The organism is Pedobacter rhizosphaerae, assembly GCF_900111155.1.
Classification (GTDB): domain Bacteria; phylum Bacteroidota; class Bacteroidia; order Sphingobacteriales; family Sphingobacteriaceae; genus Pedobacter; species Pedobacter rhizosphaerae.
Map to the genome: position 1 here is coordinate 26,264 of NZ_FOGG01000032.1, position 20,264 is coordinate 46,527.

Annotated in this window: 22 protein-coding genes; 18 read left to right on the forward strand and 4 right to left on the reverse strand. The window is 38.9% G+C overall.

What is annotated here, in order from left to right:
- Window positions 1–145 precede the first annotated feature (145 nt).
- Both rlmD and BMX11_RS19335 read left to right on the forward strand, forming a co-directional pair.
- Complete coding sequence (rlmD, locus tag BMX11_RS19330) at window positions 146–1,555, forward strand: 23S rRNA (uracil(1939)-C(5))-methyltransferase RlmD (protein WP_090887516.1); 1,410 nt, start codon at window positions 146–148, stop codon at window positions 1,553–1,555.
- A gap of 105 nt (window positions 1,556–1,660) precedes the next feature.
- Window positions 1,661–2,071, forward strand: coding sequence for a hypothetical protein (locus tag BMX11_RS19335; RefSeq protein ID WP_090887519.1), 411 nt, complete (start codon window positions 1,661–1,663; stop codon window positions 2,069–2,071).
- A 69-nt stretch (window positions 2,072–2,140) separates the two neighbouring features.
- Here the strand turns inward: BMX11_RS19335 and BMX11_RS19340 are convergent, their stop codons facing one another.
- Entirely contained in the window at window positions 2,141–2,845 is a 705-nt protein-coding gene (locus tag BMX11_RS19340; RefSeq protein WP_090887522.1) for a head GIN domain-containing protein, read from the reverse strand.
- 202 nt (window positions 2,846–3,047) lie between these two features.
- Here BMX11_RS19340 and BMX11_RS19345 point away from each other — a divergent pair, with 202 nt between their 5' ends.
- From BMX11_RS19345 to BMX11_RS19385, 9 genes are all read left to right on the forward strand, one after another.
- The gene (locus BMX11_RS19345; protein WP_090887525.1) at window positions 3,048–3,557 is read left to right on the forward strand and encodes a phosphoribosyltransferase family protein; all 510 of its coding nucleotides are present in this window, start codon (window positions 3,048–3,050) and stop codon (window positions 3,555–3,557) included.
- 68 nt (window positions 3,558–3,625) lie between these two features.
- On the forward strand, window positions 3,626–4,249 hold the full coding sequence (locus BMX11_RS19350) for a 1-acyl-sn-glycerol-3-phosphate acyltransferase (RefSeq protein ID WP_090887528.1): 624 nt from the start codon (window positions 3,626–3,628) through the stop codon (window positions 4,247–4,249).
- Window positions 4,246–5,343: a glycosyltransferase family 2 protein gene (locus tag BMX11_RS19355; protein ID WP_090887531.1), complete on the forward strand. Its 1,098-nt coding sequence runs from the start codon at window positions 4,246–4,248 to the stop codon at window positions 5,341–5,343. Before BMX11_RS19350 ends, BMX11_RS19355 begins: the two co-directional genes overlap by 4 nt.
- Entirely contained in the window at window positions 5,313–5,969 is a 657-nt protein-coding gene (locus BMX11_RS19360) for a carotenoid biosynthesis protein (protein WP_090887534.1), read from the forward strand. Before BMX11_RS19355 ends, BMX11_RS19360 begins: the two co-directional genes overlap by 31 nt.
- 29 nt (window positions 5,970–5,998) lie before the next feature.
- Window positions 5,999–6,847: a 4-hydroxy-3-methylbut-2-enyl diphosphate reductase gene (locus BMX11_RS19365; protein WP_090887537.1), complete on the forward strand. Its 849-nt coding sequence runs from the start codon at window positions 5,999–6,001 to the stop codon at window positions 6,845–6,847.
- 81 nt (window positions 6,848–6,928) lie between these two features.
- On the forward strand, window positions 6,929–7,597 hold the full coding sequence (locus tag BMX11_RS19370) for a fatty acid desaturase (protein ID WP_090887540.1): 669 nt from the start codon (window positions 6,929–6,931) through the stop codon (window positions 7,595–7,597).
- Window positions 7,598–7,716: 119 nt separating this feature from the next.
- Window positions 7,717–8,730, forward strand: a complete 1,014-nt coding sequence (gene hemH / locus BMX11_RS19375; RefSeq protein WP_090887543.1) for a ferrochelatase — start codon at window positions 7,717–7,719, stop codon at window positions 8,728–8,730.
- A complete protein-coding gene (locus BMX11_RS19380; protein ID WP_217643876.1) occupies window positions 8,727–9,239 on the forward strand; it encodes a gluconokinase in 513 nt (170 codons plus the stop codon). The genes hemH and BMX11_RS19380 overlap by 4 nt, the downstream gene beginning before the upstream one ends.
- Before the next feature lie 5 nt (window positions 9,240–9,244).
- Window positions 9,245–9,853, forward strand: coding sequence for an HAD family hydrolase (locus tag BMX11_RS19385; RefSeq protein WP_090887546.1), 609 nt, complete (start codon window positions 9,245–9,247; stop codon window positions 9,851–9,853).
- Here the strand turns inward: BMX11_RS19385 and BMX11_RS19390 are convergent.
- Entirely contained in the window at window positions 9,850–11,070 is a 1,221-nt protein-coding gene (locus tag BMX11_RS19390; protein ID WP_090887549.1) for a 3-deoxy-D-manno-octulosonic acid transferase, read from the reverse strand. The genes BMX11_RS19385 and BMX11_RS19390 overlap by 4 nt on opposite strands.
- Window positions 11,071–11,133: 63 nt before the next feature.
- Between BMX11_RS19390 and BMX11_RS19395 the strand changes: the two genes are divergently transcribed.
- From BMX11_RS19395 to BMX11_RS19415, 5 genes are read left to right on the forward strand one after another with little or no spacing between them, the layout of a single operon-like run.
- Window positions 11,134–12,444 carry a UDP-glucose dehydrogenase family protein gene (locus BMX11_RS19395; RefSeq protein ID WP_090887552.1) on the forward strand — a complete coding sequence of 437 codons (1,311 nt, stop codon included), beginning with the start codon at window positions 11,134–11,136 and terminating at the stop codon, window positions 12,442–12,444.
- A gap of 1 nt (window position 12,445) precedes the next feature.
- Entirely contained in the window at window positions 12,446–13,435 is a 990-nt protein-coding gene (locus BMX11_RS19400; protein ID WP_090887556.1) for a UDP-glucuronic acid decarboxylase family protein, read from the forward strand.
- A 1-nt stretch (window position 13,436) separates the two neighbouring features.
- The gene (galE, locus tag BMX11_RS19405; RefSeq protein WP_090887559.1) at window positions 13,437–14,459 is read left to right on the forward strand and encodes a UDP-glucose 4-epimerase GalE; all 1,023 of its coding nucleotides are present in this window, start codon (window positions 13,437–13,439) and stop codon (window positions 14,457–14,459) included.
- Window positions 14,460–15,017: a hypothetical protein gene (locus BMX11_RS19410; RefSeq protein ID WP_090887561.1), complete on the forward strand. Its 558-nt coding sequence runs from the start codon at window positions 14,460–14,462 to the stop codon at window positions 15,015–15,017.
- A 13-nt stretch (window positions 15,018–15,030) separates the two neighbouring features.
- A complete protein-coding gene (locus tag BMX11_RS19415) occupies window positions 15,031–15,768 on the forward strand; it encodes a tyrosine-protein phosphatase (RefSeq protein ID WP_090887564.1) in 738 nt (245 codons plus the stop codon).
- A 276-nt stretch (window positions 15,769–16,044) separates the two neighbouring features.
- On the opposite strand, the gene BMX11_RS19420 is transcribed toward BMX11_RS19415, so the two are convergent.
- Together BMX11_RS19420 and BMX11_RS19425 are read right to left on the reverse strand one after the other, a co-directional pair.
- Window positions 16,045–17,274, reverse strand: coding sequence for an ABC transporter permease (locus BMX11_RS19420; protein WP_090887567.1), 1,230 nt, complete (start codon window positions 17,272–17,274; stop codon window positions 16,045–16,047).
- 148 nt (window positions 17,275–17,422) lie between these two features.
- Window positions 17,423–17,776, reverse strand: coding sequence for a HesB/IscA family protein (locus BMX11_RS19425; protein ID WP_090887570.1), 354 nt, complete (start codon window positions 17,774–17,776; stop codon window positions 17,423–17,425).
- Window positions 17,777–17,869: 93 nt separating this feature from the next.
- On the opposite strand from BMX11_RS19425, the gene BMX11_RS19430 reads away from it, so the two are divergent.
- Entirely contained in the window at window positions 17,870–18,400 is a 531-nt protein-coding gene (locus BMX11_RS19430) for a DUF7935 family protein (protein WP_090887573.1), read from the forward strand.
- Between the two features lie 149 nt (window positions 18,401–18,549).
- Window positions 18,550–20,097 (forward strand): acyl-CoA mutase large subunit family protein, encoded by a 1,548-nt coding sequence (locus BMX11_RS19435; RefSeq protein ID WP_090887576.1) that lies wholly within the window; start codon window positions 18,550–18,552, stop codon window positions 20,095–20,097.
- Window positions 20,098–20,264: the final 167 nt, after the last annotated feature.

A 20,264-nucleotide genomic window follows, 5' to 3' on the forward strand; every position in this document is an offset into this window, starting at 1 on the left:
CGCTTTTAGCTTTATTCTTTCAGCTTCTTTGTTCGTTAATCTTTGCCCTTCTCTATACTCAGTCTCGCTACTTTATACTCATTACTTGATACTAACTAAGCTATACTAACGAATTTTCAGCTTTTAAATTTATCTTTGCAAAATAATGAGTAGAAGAAAACCAGGAACAGTTACCATCATTCCGAACGTGGAGATTATCGACATCGCAGAGGAAGGAAAGGGAGTTGGCAAGGCCGACGAATTAGTGATTTTTGTGGATAAGGCAGTGCCGGGAGATATAGTTGATGTTAGATTAACGAAAAAGAAGAAAAATTTCGCCGAGGCTGTAATTGAGCAGTTGCATCAAAAATCTGCTTTAAGAACAGATCCTTTTTGTCAGCATTTTGGAACTTGTGGTGGCTGTAAGTGGCAACACATGGGTTACGATTCCCAGTTGAAATTTAAGCAGAAAAATGTAGAAGCTGCGCTTCAACGTTTAGGAAAGATAGATACTTCATCTGCAGAACCTATTTTAGGATCGGTTAAAAACAGGTACTATCGCAACAAGCTGGAGTTTACCTTCTCTAATAAAAGGTGGTTAGAGAAAACGGATATGGAGCGCGAGGAAGCGTTTGATATGAATGCTTTGGGTTTTCACGTTCCATTGCGTTTTGACAAGATTTTAGATATTGAACATTGCTATCTGCAGGATGATCCTTCCAATCAGATCAGAAATGCAGTCCGGAATTATGCTTTACAGCAGCAGTTATCATTTTACGATCTGCGCAATCATGAAGGTGTTTTGCGTAACCTCATTATTCGTACATCATCTACTGGTGAAATAATGGTTGCCGTGGTTTTTGCCTATCCGGAACAAGATCAGGTTGATGGATTAATGAATTTCCTGAAAACAGAATTTCCACAAATCACCTCTTTACTGTATATCATCAACCAAAAGAAAAACGATACCATTTTTGATCAGGAGGTTTTGGTATTTGCTGGTCGCGATCACATTTTCGAAGAAATGGATGGCATTCGGTTCAAAATTGGCGTGAAGTCTTTTTATCAGACCAATTCGGATCAGGCTTTCGAATTGTATAAGATTACCAAAGAATTTGCCGGTTTTAAAGGGGATGAGCTGGTATATGATTTATATACCGGAGCAGGCACCATAGCGAATTTTGTGGCAAAGGATGTAAAGCAAGTGGTTGGTGTAGAATATGTACCAACAGCGATTGAAGATGCTAAATTCAACTCTGAATTGAATGGAATCGCAAATACCATTTTCTATGCAGGTGATATGAAAGATATCCTGACCTCAGAATTTATTTCTACTCATGGTAAACCAGATGTGGTGATCACTGATCCACCGAGGGCAGGAATGCACGCAGATGTAGTTGAGCGCTTATTGGAAATGGAAGCTGAGAAAATTGTTTATGTGAGCTGTAATGCGGCTACCCAGGCAAGAGATTTGGAACTCCTTAAAGAGAAATACAACGTTGAGCGGATTAAGCCGGTAGATATGTTTCCGCATACGCAACACGTAGAAAATGTAGTGTTGTTGAGGTTGAAGTAAGTGATTTTGAATTATTGAATGAGTGAATGAGTGAATGATGGAGTGAATGTGTTTTAAGCTATATTCAGTCATTCAAAATTCAGTCATTCAATCCTTTTACATAGTATGGATAGAGAAGAATTATTAAGTGCAACGCCAGAGGGTAGTGGTGCACCGAAAAAACAAGAAAGCCCTTTAGTGAGCCTGGAAAAGGATTTAGAATTTTATTCTGATGCCATTAAGGAAGTGGCAATAGAAATCATGGTTGAGGGGATCTCTGCTCATCCTATTTTCATTGCACACCAACATCAGGTGAGTATTGGTGAAATGATCCTGAATAAAGAAGAGTTAAATACTGATTGGACCATTCAGGCTTCTACTTTGGAAGAGTTTGTAGAAAAAGGCATTATCAGTAAGGAAAAAAAAGATCCTTTTTTAAAAGTTTATAAGAAGCCTGAAGATTTTATGTGTGTGTTTGTAATTGTTCCGGAAGGTGCCAATTTCATTTACTATCCCTACAAAGGCTTTAAAAAATAAATCATTGCAAAAAAAAAACGCTGCTTTGCATCCACAAAGCAGCGAATTAATTATTAACTAAAACTAAACTTATTTTACTCTTGTCACATTGCCACTCTTTGAGTTCGATGTTTTCTTGAGGGCAGCGTTGCCTTTAAAGTGGATATCTCCACCACCACTTGCTGCAGCTTCCAGTCCCTTCTCTACATAGATATTTACATCAGATCCGCCAGAAGTATGCACTTTCGCATATTGCGTGATAAATCCATAAGCATTGATATCGCTACCTCCACTGGATTGGATTGACATATTCTCTGCTTTCCCTTTTAAATCAACATCACTTCCTCCGCTCGATTGGATCGATAAATCGTTGCAAGCCAATTCCAGTTTTACATCGGCACCCCCGGAAGAACGGATGGCCAGTTTATCCACTTTGATTGGATTTTGTGAAAAAACGTCAGAACCTCCTGAAGCCGCAATGGCAGAAAGGTTTTTGAAATTTACATATGCTTTGATGCTGCGGTTCTTCAACAATCCGCTCCAATTAATGCCATCTTTAAACTTGATGGTGAGATTGCTGCCACTTTGTTCAACAACAATGCTTTTCAGTGTTTCGGCATCCGAATTAATGCTCACACTTTCTGATCCTCCCTGGATAAGATAAAGGTCTATACCACTGCTCACGGCAATGCTATTGAAATTTCTTACAGCAACATTTTTGGTTTCCTGGGCTTTTGCCACGTAACTGCTTATGATGATAAAGAAGATGGCGGTAGGTTTGATTAAATTTTTCATCTGTTTAATTTTATATGAAGAAGCAATCAGTATTGACGAGTTTTATGGTATTAAAGGCTCATGATTGTTCTACAATTTGGTCTTAGGTTATTGATTAGACGCATCTGATATGAAAACGTTGCAGCCAATCGAAATTTTTTTTCAAATAGTTTGAATATCCTAGTTAAAATCGTTCTTTTTGTATTCAATCCTTTTGAATACAATGGCAACATCGCAATTACTTATTTTAAATAAAAAGCAGATCCAACAGAAGATAGACCGAATCGCTTACCAGATTTTAGAAGATAACTTGAATGAAAAGGAGATCGTTCTGGCCGGTATATGGGATCGCGGCTATAAACTGGCTTTACGTTTACAAAAAGTATTGAAGAAAATTTCAGAATTTAAGGTTACCTTATTGCGTATAGACCTGGAGCGTGAGAGCAGCAAGCTGGTGGCTAAAACCGATCTGGATGAAAGCCATTGGAAAAACAAGGTGATTATCATTGTTGATGATGTATTGAACAGTGGTAAAACGCTAGCTTATGGATTAGGTGTTTTCCTGAATACGCCTCATAAGAAAATCAGAACCGTTGTTTTAGTAGACAGAAGCCATAAGATTTTTCCGATAGCAACAGATTTTGTTGGTATGGAGCTGGCAACCATCTTAAAAGAGCACGTAGACGTGATTATGGATGTAGAAGGGGAAGAGGACAGGGTGTATTTAAGCTAGGCAAAATCTTCAGCTTAATCTGCGCAAGCCGATTTGCAAATTACCCCGATTTTTTGCAACTTCCCGAAATGTACCAACCACGAAAAAATTCTTTCATTTTTAACTTTTTCTCCTGGTACATCTCATTTATTATAAAAAAAGATTTTAGCAGCTTTAACCATGAGGCACCTGAGTTCAAACAAGAGGCGGCGATCTTAGTTCTGGCTAATCATTTCAGCTGGTGGGATGGTTTTTTCCTTTTTTATATCAATAAGAAAATTTTTAAAAAAAACTTTCATGTTTTGGTAAATGCCGATAATTATAAAAAAGTTGGTTTTTTGAAATATCTGGGTGCTTTTGCAGCAGAAAATAAGGGGAAGGATGTGCTGGAAACGTTAAATTATGCTGGTAAGCTTTTAGATAATCCCAGTAATTTAGTGCTTGTTTTTCCTCAGGGGAAACTGTTTTCCAACCATGTGAAGAGCATTAGTTTTGAGAAAGGCGTAATACAGATGATTAATGCCAGTCAAAAGAAAATCAGTATCGTTTTTGCCGCAACCTTTATCGATTATTTCTCCAAAAGAAAGCCTTCTGCATACACCTATCTGCAAAATTGGGAAAGTGAAGAATATATCAGCCTGCAATTGTTAAAGAGTGCTTACAACAAACATTACGATCATGCTGTTGTTAAACAAACACAAATCTCCGAATGACCGTTTTTATTTATGCCGTACTCGTTTTTTTAGTGATTAGGTTTTCAGTTACCGTTTTTAACTTTTTGTCTAATCCAATGCTTCCAAGGGTAATTAAACATTATCAGGAGAAAGTTTCTATTCTTATTCCCGCCCGAAATGAAGAAGATGATATTCTTGCACTACTCCGGTCTATTCAAAAACAAGATTATCAAAATTATGAAGTAATCGTCTTGGATGATGACAGTGAAGATAGTACCTACACGCTTGTGGCCAATTTCTGTAAGGATAATTTAGCATTCCGGATTGTAAAGGGTAAACCCTTACCTAAAGATTGGCTCGGTAAGAACTACGCCTGCAAGCAATTGGCAGATTTAGCCACAGGGAAATATTTGCTGTTTGTTGATGCCGATGAAACTATAGAACGGGGCTTGATTAACGCTTTGATTAATAGAATGGAAATCGGAAGGCTTTCCCTATTAAGTATTTTTACTCAACAACGTACAATATCTTTGGGAGAAAAACTTACAGTGCCCTTGATGCATTTTATTTTGCTTAATCTTTTGCCTTTGCGCTTGGTTAAGCTATCTAAAAATCCAGCGTTTGCAGCAGCAAGTGGTCAATGTATGTTTTTTGATGCAGAAAACTATCACCTCAATCAATGGCATGAACGGGTAAAGCTAAAGGTTGTAGAGGATGTGGAGATTATGAAACAGGTAAAGTTTGAGAAATTTAATGCTGAGGCACTATTGGCTAACGGTTTGATTCATTGCAGGATGTATAAAAATTTAGATCAAAGCCTAAGGGGATTTAGTAAAAATTTACTTGCAGGCTTTGGTAATAACATCCTAATATTATTAATTTACCAGCTTTTGGTAACTGTAGGACCTTTAATTTTGATTTTTAACTTTAATATCAGTCTCCTGGTTTTGCCCATAACTTTAATCGTTTTGAGCCGGATTATGATTTCATATTTATCAGGACAATCGGTAGGGATGAATCTTTTATTACATCCATTACAGATGGTATTTTTCTTTATTATTTCGCTTCTCTCAATAAAAAAACATTTATTTAAAACAAGCACATGGAAGGGCAGAACAATCAATACGATCTAAAAGTGAATAAGATCGCTGTAGCGGTCATTATCGTTTTTCATTTAGTGGGGTTGTTAGGTTTTCTGATTCCGGCACTAACGCCTTATTTCTTAAAACTCGTTCCTTTTCATCTTTTATTGATGTTTGCAGTAATTATTTTTTCTTACAACGCAGATGTAAAGCGGCTTTTGCTTTTTGTTTCAGGTGTGTTTTTGTGCGGCTTTTTAGTAGAGGTTTTAGGCGTGCATACCGGAAAAATTTTCGGGAATTATTACTATGGCGATACTTTGGGTTATAAAATTGCTGCCGTTCCCCTTTTAATGGGCGTTAATTGGGTAATATTAATCTTTAGCATCGGGCAGATGATGAAAGCACTGAAGATTATGAACAGCATCTTAGCGTCGGTTATTGGTGCGGCAATACTGGTGGGATTCGATTTCTTCCTGGAGCCTGTAGCTATGAAGTTTAATTACTGGCAGTGGGACTGGCATGAAATTCCCGTTCAGAATTACATAGCCTGGTATATTGTGGCCGTAATATTGTTGAAATTTTACTATGCTCTCGGCCTGAAACAGCAAAAATATATTGGCTCGGCCATGTTCCTTTCTCAACTCGTCTTTTTTGTTGTCTTGTTTATGACTACCTGAACAAATTTTTTGTTTAATTTTGTAGGCAAATGAGTTATAATCTACAAGTCACCATCGATAAATCGTCAGGCTTTTGCTTCGGCGTTGTATATGCTATTGAAATGGCGGAAGATATCCTCAATAATGAGGGTTATCTGTATTGCCTTGGTGATATCGTACATAATGATGAAGAAGTAGCGAGATTAACCAATAGGGGCCTAAAGATCATTGATCACGAAGTGCTGAAGACCTTAAAGAACGAAAAAGTGTTAATCAGAGCCCATGGTGAAGCTCCTTCAACTTATCAACTGGCTTTAGAAAATAACCTTACCCTTATTGATGCTTCTTGTCCGGTAGTGCTAAAACTTCAGAACAGAATCAAAAACTCTCACGATGATAATGAACAGGTTTTGATTTTTGGTAAACATGGCCATGCAGAAGTGATTGGATTACAGGGGCAAACGGATGGTAAAGCAATTGTTTTTCAGGATTTGGCAGAATTGGATCATGTCGAACTACCTTCCAAATTCACTTTGTATAGTCAAACCACCAAAAGCACTGATAAATTTTATCACATTAAAGATCAGTTGCTGAGCAGAGGATATGAAGTAAAGGCTAACGATACTATTTGTAGGCAAGTTTCTAACCGATACGAAGAGTTGGAGGCATTTGTAAGTCATTATGATAAGATTGTTTTTGTATCGGGCAAAAAATCCTCTAACGGAAAAGTTCTTTATGATGTTTGCAAGAAATACAATGATAATTCTTATTTCATTTCTAATGTAAAAGAGCTGGATAAAACGTGGTTTGCAGAAAACGATAGGGTTGGGATTTGCGGTGCAACCTCTACACCGATGTGGTTAATGGAAAATGTAAAGGCCGAGTTACAGCAGTATTAACTGCTTTTGTGATCTGGTAAAATCAATTTTCCGTTTCAGGTGTTAACTGAGATAGATTCATCAATATTATTCCAATTGAAAATGACCAGTAAGCACACCGGAGTTTTTGTAGCAGCAGCGGTAATAGGCTGTTGGTTTACCTTACTGTATTTTCTCCTGCAATGGGATTTCTCCTGGTCAAATCCGCTTGTTTATGTGTTGATACTGTTGCAAATGCATCTTTACACAGGATTGTTTATTACGGCACATGATGCCATGCACAGTACCATTTCCAGTAATAAGAAAACCAATAATTTTATTGGCTATCTTTCTGTTTTCCTCTATGCAGGATTCTTCTATAACCGTTTATATGCTAAGCATCATCAGCATCACAGGCATGTTCATACCATAGATGACCCCGATTATGCGGATAAGGGGTTTTGGAAATGGTATTTTCGTTTCATGCTGAATTATGTAACCGTTACGCAGTTGATCATTATGGCGGCGGCTTACAATATCATGAAAATATGGATTGCTGAACCCAATTTGCTATTGTTCTGGGTGCTTCCGTCCTTGTTAAGTACTTTTCAATTATTCTATTTCGGAACGTATCTGCCACACAAGGGTGATCATGATAATGAATATCAATCCAGGACTCAAAAAAAGAATCATTTTCTTGCCTTTATCAGTTGTTACTTTTTTGGTTACCACCTGGAGCATCATCAAAAGCCTTACTTGCCCTGGTGGAAATTGCACAAAACGAAAGCCTAACCAAAAATTAGGCTAATCGCTTGATTTAGGAATAGGTTTTGACCAAAACTTGATACTTGATACCTTTTACTTGCGGCTAAAATAAGCGATATTTGCGCCTCAAAACATATCTATATTAAATGAGCAAGAAGGGAATTTTACTCGTCAACTTAGGAACTCCAGACAGTCCATCCGTACCTGATGTAAAGAAATATTTAGATCAATTTTTAATGGATGAACGAGTAATAGATATCCCTAAACTTAACCGGACATTATTGGTTAAGGGGATAATTGTACCTTTCCGTAGTCCTAAAACCGCCAAATTATATAGAGAAATATGGGATAAAGAAACAGGATCTCCCTTGCTTTATTACAGTGAGCTGCAGGCGGGTATGCTGCAGGATAAACTTGGAGATGATTACCAGGTAGAACTGGCCATGCGTTATCAAAACCCTTCTGTCGAATCTGCTTTAGCTAAATTAAAGGCAGCTTTGGTAGAAAGTATACAGGTAATTCCTTTGTTTCCTCAATATGCATCGGCAAGTACAGGTTCGGTGATGCAATTGGTAATGGAGCTGGTAAGCAAATGGCCAACGGTGCCGCCAATCTCTTTTGTCAATTCTTTTCATGATAATGAGCTCATGATTAAGGTGTTCGCCGAAAATGCCCGCAAACATCAGGTTGAAAGCTTTGACCATGTTTTGTTTAGCTTCCACGGATTGCCTGAAAGACAATTGCTGAAATGCGACCATACCGGAAGTTATTGTTTGAAAAATGCAGATTGCTGCCAAACCTTTAATGATACCAATAAATTTTGCTATTCTGCTCAGGGGCATGATACTGCAAAACTGATTGCCAAAGAACTCGGATTAGCCAAAGAAAATTATACGGTTTGTTTTCAATCCCGCTTAGGGAAAGAACCTTGGGTACAACCTTACACTACCGATGTACTGAAGAAACTAGCCGCAGAAGGTAAAAAGAGATTGCTTGTGTTTAGTCCTGCTTTTGTAGCTGATTGTTTAGAAACCCTATATGAAATTACGGTAGAGTATCACGAGGAGTTTAGGGCACTGGGTGGCGAGCATGTTCAGCTGGTTGAAAGTTTAAATGATAATCCTTTATTTATTGATGCATTAGCCGGAATGGTAAAATGAGTATAACTGGTAGCTGTGTAATGATCATGGGCGTTTCGGGGAGTGGAAAAACCGCTGTTGGGAAAGCGCTTGCAAAAGCATTACACGCACAGTTTCTGGATGCCGACGATTTTCATCCAGCAGCCAATATCAGTAAAATGAGTGCAGGGATTCCTTTAACGGATGATGATCGTAAGCCATGGTTAGTGGCCGTAGCAGAGGAAGTTAATTCAGCTTCTTCAAATGGAGAAACAGTGGTTTTAGCCTGTTCCGCACTTAAAAAAGCTTATCGGATTTTATTAGGCGCAAGCATCACTTCCCCACTGAAAACGATATACTTGAAATCTTCCTTCGAGCAGGTGCGAGATCGCCTGGAAAAAAGACGCGGACACTTTATGCCTGCCAATCTTTTAAAAAGTCAGTTTGATGCCTTAGAGGAACCTGATCAGGAAGAAGCTGACACAATTACTCTGGAAGTTAATGGTTCAATAAACGATGTGACCCAAAGCTGTATTGCCGTTCTTAAATAAAATCTATGAAAACAGAATTAGAAAAATTAGCCTTATTAAATCAACGTACGGCAGGTAATTACGAAGCTTTTTTATACGATTGCGATGGGACCCTGGCAGATAACATGGGGTCGCACAAACTTTCTTATAAACAGGTAGCTGCCCGTTACGGTATAGATTTAGATACGCAGATTATCGATGACCTGGCGGGTTGGCCAACGGCTCTGGTGGTGAATGAAATCAGCAAGCGATATGCAGTAGAATTGCCAGGAAGTTTTGTAGAGGAAAAATACGCTACTTTCTTCGATGAATATATAGATCATACTTTACCCGTTGAGTTCGTTGCAACACACCTGAAGCAACATGCAGGGAAGATTCGCATTGCGGTAGTGTCTGGAAGCGGAAGAAAAAGCGTCGAAAAAACCTTGTCTGTTTTAGGTCTGTTGTCTTTTGTTGAAGTATTGGTATGTGCCGGAGAGACTGAAAATGGTAAACCTTTTCCCGATCCATTTTTAGCTGCGGCTGCCCAGTTAGGTGTTGATCCTTCAAAATGTTTAGTTTTTGAAGATGGACAACCAGGAGTTGATGCAGCAATTGCGGCAGGTATGGACTGGGTAAGAATAGATCAGATTTAATCCTTAAGTGTTATTTTATTTAGAATAGCCTCTGTTGCACCTTTCTTGTCTGCCACATATTTTTTTGAGGCTATTTTGGCACTTTCATTATTTTGAAATTGAGTAAATGCCTGTTGAAGTTCTTTCTCCGTAGCAATACTTTGAGCAGCACCCAGGGCTATTAAATCTTTTGCCTCTTGAAATTTATCATATTTAGGGCCAAAAATTACGGGTAATGCAAAAGCGGCCGCCTCTAAGGTATTGTGAATTCCTGCACCAAAACCGCCGCCTATATAAGCCATATCACCATATTGATATAAGGAAGAAAGCATCCCAATGTTGTCTATAATTAAGATATTTGTACTGGGCTCAGCGGCTGATTTTTTGTAATCAGAAAACCTTAAACTTCCGCTGGGAAATTGTTTTTCAATACTTTCTATGTGGCTTTCATGAATTTCATGAGGCGCTATAATAAATTTCCAACCCGGATATTTTTGGGGAAGCGATGCCAAAAGTTTTTCATCTTCGGGCCAGGTACTTCCGCAAATTAATGTAGGTGCCTGTTGGATGAATTTTTCGATTTCAGGTAATGATTTTGGATTAGCTGCATTTTCGAAAACCCGATCAAATCGCGTATCACCATTCACGATTACATTTTGCAGGCCAATAGATTTTAAAAGCCTTTCACTCTCTTCGTTTTGAACGAAAAAATAGGTTACAGCCTGAAGAATGTGGCGATAAAAGCCGCCATACCATTTAAAAAAGCTTTGACTTTCTCTAAATATTCCAGATATGAGGTACAATGGGATATTCCGTTGTTTTAATGTTTTAAAGTAGAAGTGCCAGAACTCGTATTTGGTAAAGATGGCCATTTCCGGGTTAATGGCTTCAATAAATCGCTTTGCATTGCTTGCTGTATCAACAGGAAGATAAAAAACATCAGCCAGGGCATAGTTCTTTCTAATTTCATAGCCAGAAGGAGAGAAGAAGGTAACCACAATTTTTTTTGCCGGATATTGGGATTTGAGCTTCTCCAGAACAGGCCTGCCCTGCTCAAATTCGCCTAATGATGCAAAGTGAAACCATATGTGTTTTTCCTTGTTGTTGATCTTCGTATCCAGCTCTTCAAACAGCTTTTTTCGCCCATCAATGAAGAATTTCGCCTTCTGATTAAAAAACGAAAATACCCAAATAATAAAATTGTAAACCCTAATTCCTAATATGTAAAGCAAAAGCATTGTTGTAAATTCATATCTTCGTGGCCAAGATAAAAGGAATATATTTAAAAAGCTTAAAAATATATGAAGATAGCCGTTATTGGTACTGGATACGTAGGTTTAGTTACGGGAACCTGTTTAGCAGAAACAGGCAACGATGTTATATGTGTAGACATAAACGAAGCGAAAGTTAAGAAAATGCAGGATGGCGAGGTTCCCATTTATGAGCCGGGTTTAGATTTGCTTTTCCATAGAAATATTGAGCAGGGAAGGCTAACCTTTACCACTGTTTTGGCTGATGCGATAAAAGATGCACAGATTATCTTTATGGCACTTCCAACTCCTCCGGGAGGCGATGGAGCGGCTGATCTTTCTTATATCTTAGGCGCGGCAAAAGATGTAGCGAGGTTGATTACTGATTACAAGATCATTGTCAATAAATCTACCGTGCCTGTTGGGACTGCCAACAAGGTGAAGGCTGTTTTTGAAGAACATACCAATATTGAAGTAGATGTAGTTTCCAACCCTGAGTTTTTACGCGAAGGTGTTGCTGTAGATGATTTTATGAAGCCTGACCGTGTGGTATTGGGTACCAGGAGTGAGAGGGCTAAGAAACTGATGACTGAACTTTACGGGCCTTATGTTCGTCAGGGAAACCCAATCCTTTTTATGGATGAGCGTTCTTCTGAATTAACTAAATATGCGGCGAACTCATTTTTAGCGACCAAGATTACCTTCATGAACGAGATTGCAAACCTTTGCGAGCTGGTGGGGGCAGATGTAGATGCGGTACGTAAGGGTATTGGTTCTGATGACCGTATCGGAAAACGTTTCCTTTTTCCAGGCGTAGGTTATGGCGGTTCGTGTTTCCCTAAAGATGTACAGGCTTTAGTGAAATCATCTGATGATTATGCTTATGATTTTCAGATTCTGAAATCTGTAATGGAGGTAAATGAGCGTCAAAAGACGATTTTAGTAGATAAACTACTGAAATATTATAAAAATGATATCAAAGGGAAGCATTTTGCACTCTGGGGATTAGCATTTAAGCCAGAAACTGACGATATTCGCGAAGCGCCAGCTTTATATATCATTGATGATCTATTGAAGAACGGAGCCACGGTAACGGTGTTTGATCCGGAAGCTATGGAAAATGTTCGCAACCTGATTGGTGATAAAGTAAACTACGCTAAAAATCCTTATGAGGCTTTAGAAAATGCAGAAGCCCTGTTAATTGCAACAGAGTGGTCGGTTTTCCGAAATCCGGATTTTGAAAAGATAGAGAATACACTAAAAACTAAAGTAGTTTTCGATGGCCGAAACCTGTACGATCTTCAAAAGATGATCGATCTGGGTTACTATTACAATAGTATCGGCAGGAAACTCATCAGATAAAATGAAGCGAAAAAGAATTTTGATTACAGGGGCAGCAGGCTTTTTAGGCTCACACCTCTGTGATCGTTTTATAGGAGAAGATTATCACGTAATTGGGATGGACAACCTGATTACCGGAGATATGGCTAACATTGAACACCTGTTCAAAATGGAGAATTTCGAGTTCTACAACCACGATGTTTCCAAGTTTGTTCATATTCCAGGTAAACTGGACTATATCCTGCATTTCGCTTCACCGGCCAGCCCGATCGATTACCTTAAAATTCCCATTCAAACTTTGAAAGTAGGCTCTTTGGGCACGCATAACCTTTTGGGCCTGGCCCGAAACAAAGGTGCAAGAATGCTTATCGCTTCTACATCAGAAGTTTATGGAGATCCCAATGTAAACCCGCAACCCGAAGAGTATTGGGGCAATGTGAACCCTGTAGGGCCACGTGGGGTTTACGATGAAGCTAAACGTTTTCAGGAAGCCATTACGATGGCCTATCATACCTTTCATGGTGTAGAAACCAGGATTGTAAGAATCTTTAATACTTACGGACCAAGAATGCGACTGAACGATGGACGGGTATTACCTGCATTTATTGGACAGGCACTGAGGGGAGAAGACCTTACCGTTTTCGGTGATGGAAGCCAAACCCGTTCTTTCTGTTATGTTGATGATTTGATTGAGGGGATTTACCGTTTGCTCATGAGCGATTACGCCCAGCCAGTAAACATTGGCAATCCCGATGAAATTACGATTAACCAGTTCTGCGAGGAAATTATCAAACTTACAGGAACTACACAAAAGATTGTTTACAAAGAACTTCCTCAGGATGACCCTAAGCAGCGTCGCCCGGATATTACCAAGGCCAGAGAGATTTTAGGATGGGAACCAAAGGTAGATAGAGCAGAAGGCCTAAAAATTACTTACGAATATTTCAAGTCCTTGCCTAAAGAGGCGTTGGCTAAGATAGAACACAAAGATTTTACCACATTCAACCGTTAAAATGGCAAAAATATTAGTTACTGGTGGTACAGGATATATTGGCTCCCACACAGTAGTAGAATTACATAATGCAGGTTACGAGGTCGTAATCGTCGATAATTTATCTAACTCTCACATCAAGATCTTAACTCAGCTTCATGCGATTACCGGAAAATGGTTTGATTTTCAGGAAATAGACCTTCAGGAAGAGAAAGCAGTTCAGGACTTTGCAGATGCTAACCCGGATGTAACCGGAATTATTCACTTCGCAGCGTCAAAGGCCGTAGGAGAATCGGTTGAAAAACCTTTAAAGTATTACAAAAACAATTTTTACGGTCTGATTAATCTGCTTACAGCGTTTAACAGAAAGCTTAATTTCGTTTTTTCTTCTTCTTGTACGGTATATGGTCAGCCAGATAGCCTACCGGTAACAGAGGCGGCACCTGTAAAAAAGGCAGAATCCCCATATGGTAATACCAAACAAATTGCAGAAGAGATATTGGCAGAAACTGCTGCGGTAACGCCAGATCTAAACATTATTGCGTTGCGTTACTTCAATCCGGTTGGTGCACATGAAACTGCGTTAATTGGCGAACTTCCTAATGGTGTTCCTGCCAATTTGGTTCCATTTATTACCCAATCAGCTATTGGCAAACGTGGTCCAATCACCGTTTATGGCGATGATTATGAAACACCGGATGGATCGGCAATTCGTGATTATATTCATGTTGTTGATTTGGCTAAAGCTCACGTAGCTGCCATAAAACGATTGGAAGAAGGTAAGTCGGAATTAAACTACGATGTATTCAATATCGGAACCGGAACAGGTTCATCTGTTTTGGAAATTATTGCTGCCTTTGAAAAATCGACTGGCGAGACACTTGATTACAAAATTGGCCCGAGAAGAGCAGGAGATATCGTTCAGATTTATGGAGATGTTACCAAATCTAACCAGGAGTTGGGTTGGAAAGCAGCGTTAGATCTGAATGAGATGATGCGTTCTGCCTGGGAATGGGAGAAATACATCAAGGCTAACCCATTTTAAATGAAGTTATCAGAGCATAAGGATTTAAAGATAGCCATAACAGAACTGCCCCTCAAAGAGAAGGATAAGTTGCTGTTACGTTTAATTGCGAAAGACAAAGTGCTCACCGAGCATCTTCACTATAAATTATTGGAGGTAGACTCGGATTTAGAAGATAGAAAAGAAAAAATAAAAACCGATGTAAGCGATCAAATCCCCTCGTTAGAGAAACTCAATGCAAAAGAGGCTTTGGCGATTGTGAGAAAGATGATTACATCGGTTAATCACTTTTATAAGGTTACGAAAGACCCCTTTGGAGAAGTTGAACTCAAAATTTTTATTCTCCATCATATTCCATTAACGTATAAGCGTTCCATATTTGGGTATCGGGATTTTGGATTTTTATTTTCTGCGTATTACGTTAAAACCTTAAGTGTTACCCTTAATAAGTTTAAAAAACTTCATGAAGATCTGCAATTTGACCTTCGGGAAGAATTGAATCATTTGCTTCATAAAATCTATTCTTCTAAATTAGCAGATGAAGCAGCGGCTGCTGCTATTCCTAAAGAAATTGCTTAATTCAGCTTGCACCATGTTCGGATTATTTAAAAAAAAGAAAATAGTACCCGAATTTAATTTTTCTACTATCGGAACGGATATGCATTCGCACATTATTCCTGGTATTGATGATGGTGCGCAAACGCTTGAAGATTCTATTTTATTGGCGAAAAGGTTTACAGCCCTTGGCTTTAAAAAGCTAATTGCTACTCCACATGTAATGGCCGATTATTTTAGAAATACGCCGGATACCATTAACAGGGGCCTCGATATTTTGAGGAAGGGACTTCAGGATCATCAGATTGACCTGGAAGTGGAAGCAGCAGCCGAATATTATCTTGATGAAACTTTAGAGAAAAAGGTTAATCAGAAACAAGTGTTGAGCTTTGGGAGAAACTACCTCTTATTTGAATTGTCATTTATCAATGCCCCTCAAAGCCTGAACAACTTTATTAAAAAAATGCAGGATGCCGGATATCAGCCGGTTTTGGCTCATCCCGAACGTTATCCTTATTTCTATCCTTCAATAGATCATTATCATCAAATCAGAGAAACAGGATGCCTGCTTCAGATCAATTCTATTGCCTTGTCTGGATATTATGGCCCCGGGGCTAAAAAAGTAGCAGAAGAACTTACCGAAAACCACCTGGTAGACTTTATCGGTAGCGATATGCATCACTTAAAACATGCAAAAGCGCTGGAAGATAGCTTATCAACCCCCCTCATGCAACAGCTTCTAGGGCAGCATCAGTTGAAGAATACTTTGCTGTGATTCAGTTTCCAGTTTTCAGTTGGCCGTTTCCAGTTAAGCAATTGGACAATTAAACAGTTAATCAATTATCAGTTTTCAGTTGGCCGTTTTCAGTTAAGCAATTGGACAATTAAACAGTTAAACAATTATCAGTTTTCAGTTGGCCGTTTTCAGTTAAGCAGTTGGACAATTAAACAGTTAATCAATTATCAGTTTTCAGTTGGCCGTTTTCAGTTAAGCAATTGAGCAATTAAACAGTTAAACAATTAACCAACTCACCAATTCACCAATTCACCCTTACTCATACCTCAACGCTTCAACAGGATCTAACTTCGATGCCTTCTTTGCCGGATAATACCCGGACCCAATTCCAACCACTACACACAAAATAAAACCGAGAATAATAAATAACCATGGAATTATAAATGCACCGCCCATGGCAAGAGAGATGATATTGCCGAGTACCATGCCCAGGAATATTCCCAAAACGCCTCCCATTAAACAAATTACAACGGCTTCAATCAAAAACTGACGGCGAATTACTGTCGGGTTTGCTCCAATGGCTTTTCTAATACCAATTTCACGTGTACGTTCGGTAACCGATACCAGCATAATGTTCATTAAGCCTATAGATGCTCCAAGAAGTGTGATGATGCCGATTGCTACCCCCCCAATGGCCACAAATTCGAGATTTTCGAATAATGTTTGAGCTATAGCATCACTTTTGGTGATTTCAAAGTTATTGGTTTCGCCTATTTTTACTTTCCTTATATTTCTAAACAATGCAGTAGATTCCCCAATCACATTATCCATAATATCATTATTAGGCACCATTACGGTGATGGTGTAAGATGGGTTGGCATTTGAATTGATTTGTTTAGCCTTTGGAAGCGGAACATACACGGCCCTATCTCCGCTAAAGCCCATACTCGAACCTTTCTTGGCTAGAATTCCGATGATTCTGAAACGATTATTTCCAACGTTAATCAACTTATCAACCGGATCTGTATTTTTAAACAGCTTATCTACTACCTCACCTCCAACTATGCATACATTATTTCCAACAACAACTTCCGATTTACTGAAATTTCTTCCTTCAGATAGGCCTAAACCCTGAGCAGCTAAACCATTTTCGTCAATGCCCTGAACATTAATATTTGGGTTCGTTTTCAGGTTGCCATACTTAATCGTCGAACCTCCACTAGCAAAAACACTTACCGCTACGGTTGCAGGGGTATTTAAACTATCTTTAAACTTAACCGCATCTTCATACCTAATGGCTTTGAAAGGTTTTGGGCGCTTACCCGAGCCAATTCTAATTCCTGTTCCTCTATTCCGAATGGTAAATGAATTAGCTCCCATGTTACTAAAGGCATCAGTCATGCTCTTTTTAACGGCATCTAACGTAGTTAAAATACCAACTAAAGCCATTAAGCCAATTGCAATAATTAAAGCCGTAAGCATGGTACGCAAGCGGTTGCTTTTAATTGACTCTAAAGCAAGCCTGATATTCTCTCTGTAATTCATTAGCGCTATATAAGTTGGGGTTGTTTAGTATCAAGATAGGTGTTAGCCTTGAAATCTATTACTTTTTTACCTTATACCTGTGGGTAAAAATAAAAAAGTCCCTTTGTTAGACAAAGAGACTCTACTATATGTTACAATAAAATTTATCTTATGCAGAAAAACTCGTTCCACAACCGCAGGTGCTGGTGGCATTAGGGTTTACAAAGGTAAAGCCGCGAGAATTTAAGCCGTCTTGCCAGTCAATCATCATACCCATCAAATACATTTGATGCGCCTTGTTCATGAAAACCTTTATGCCATCGATAAAAAACTCCTGATCGCCCTCTTTTTTCTGGTCGAAGCCTAAAATGTAGTTCATGCCTGCACAACCCCCACCTTCAACGCCTACACGTAAGCCGTAATCTTCGCTAATTTCCTGCTGGTCTTTTAACTTATGAAGTTCTTTTGCGGCACCTTCCGAAAAACTTACCGGAGCAAATGATGTATCAACTGTTGTACTCATAGTTTTTAAATTTTTATCTGTTACAAATATAAATAATAATGCACATTTTTGCTTTGAAGGGTACGTTAATATTACCTTATTTAAACAATATATATGAATATACAACAAGTACTTATTGAAATAGTTATCTTATTTGCAGGTATTTTTTTGTCGCTAATGGCAGTTTATTTAATGCTCAAAAAGGATATTCAGCAATTTCTCGACTTAAAAAGGATCGAATTAAACAAAGAGAACAGGGCAGAACTTTTACCTTTAAGATTGCAGGCACATGAGCGACTGATATTATTTACCGATAGAATTAACCCTGCTAATTTGTTAGTACGGCTACACCAGCAGGGGATTCCACTTTCTACCTTGCAGGCTACAATATTGAACGATATCCGTTCGGAATACCAGCATAATATTACCCAACAGCTTTATGTAGATAGCACCACCTGGAGTGTAGTTCGTAAATTGAAGGATGATACCATTGGGATGATTAACAACGCCGTACAAGGCTTGCCTGCCGAAGCTAATGGAATAGAGCTCAGCAAGACCATTTTGCAGCACATGGCTGGCATTGATGATAATCCGTATGACCTTACTATTGAGTTAGTGAAGAAGGATATTCAGATGATGTTTTGATGGTTGGTAAGCTGGTGAGTTTGTTTAACTGACTAATCGTTTAACTGTTTAATTGGCTAATCGATGAACTGATTGATAGAGAAGGTTTGGCGTATTGCGTTTCAGTTAAGCAATTAAACAATTGTACAATTCAACCTAAAATAAGTTATATGAGCGAAAAAAAACATATTACTACTTCAGGTATAGAGATTAAAGAGCTCTACACTTCTGCTAAGCCGATGGAAGAACGTGCCGGCGAGTTTCCTTTTACCAGGGGGATACAAAAAGATATGTATCGGGGGCGCTTGTGGACTATGCGGCAATATGCTGGCTTTTCTACAGCAGAGGAATCCAATAAAAGGTATCATTATCTGCTTGCACAGGGAACCACGGGTTTATCGGTGGCATTTGATTTACCTACCCAAATCGGTTATGATTCAGACCATGAAATGGCTGATGGTGAGGTTGGGAAAGTAGGGGTGGCTATCGATTCTTTAAAAGACATGGAAATTTTATTTGAAGGGATCAAGCTCAAGGATATTACCACCTCTATGACGATCAACGCAACTGCCTCTATTTTGCTGGCCATGTATATCGCATTGGCCAAAAAGCAGGGCGCTGATTTGAGACAGATTTCCGGCACTATCCAAAATGATATTTTAAAGGAATATGCCGCAAGAGGAACCTACATCTATCCGCCCAAACCTTCCATGCGGCTCATCACCGATATTTTCGAATACTGTAGTAAAGAGGTGCCTAAATGGAATACCATCTCTATTTCCGGGTACCACATTAGGGAAGCAGGTTCTACAGCCGTACAGGAGCTGGCTTTTACTTTGGCTAACGGCAAAACCTATTTGAAAGCAGCAATTGATAAAGGTCTTGATATTAATGTTTTTGCCAAGCGCTTGTCGTTTTTCTTTAATTGTCATAATAATTTTTTTGAAGAGATTGCCAAGTTCAGGGCTGCAAGGAGGATGTGGGCAAAGATTACTACAGATTTAGGTGCTACTGATGAAAAGGCGCAAATGCTTCGATTTCATACACAAACAGGCGGCTCTACACTAACCGCTCAGCAACCTTTAAATAACGTGATTAGGGTAAGCAATCAGGCCTTAGCTGCGGTTCTGGGTGGTACACAGTCACTTCATACCAACGGATATGACGAGGCGCTTTCTTTGCCTACTGAGGCGGCTGCGAAAATCGCTTTGCGTACCCAGCAGATTATTGCGTTTGAAAGTGGTGTTACGGATACAGTGGATCCTTTGGCAGGGTCTTTTTTTGTTGAAAACCTTACTGATGCGGTGGAAGCTGCCGCCCTGGATTATATAGATAAGATTGATGCCATGGGAGGATCTGTTAATGCTATAGAAAGTAACTACATGCAAAACGAAATTGCTAATGCTTCCTATCAGTATCAAACTGCGGTAGAAAGCGGCGAACAGATTTTGGTGGGCGTTAATAAATTTACGCAGGAAGAAGACGGCCTTACAGAGGTTTTTAATATTGATGATTCTATCAGGAGGGTTCAAACTGAAAAAATAGCACATCTAAAAGAGACAAGAGATACCAATGCAGTTAGTGAAGCGTTAGATAAATTAGAGGCTGCCGCCAGAACAAGTGAGAATTTAATGCCGTTGATTATACATTCAGTTGAAGAATATGCCACGCTTGGCGAAATTGCAGATAGACTTCGTAATGTATTTGGCGAGTATTAATGCTGACACATGAGGTTAAATACTATACGTTTTCTGTATATATAGACAGCATGAAACTGTATACAGGTAGTAACAAGAATGTTAGGATTAGCATCTTTTTTTCTAATATAAATTGAGTGCTTTTTAATAGCTTTGATTATCAGGTGGTTTAGCTTGCGAATAAGTGA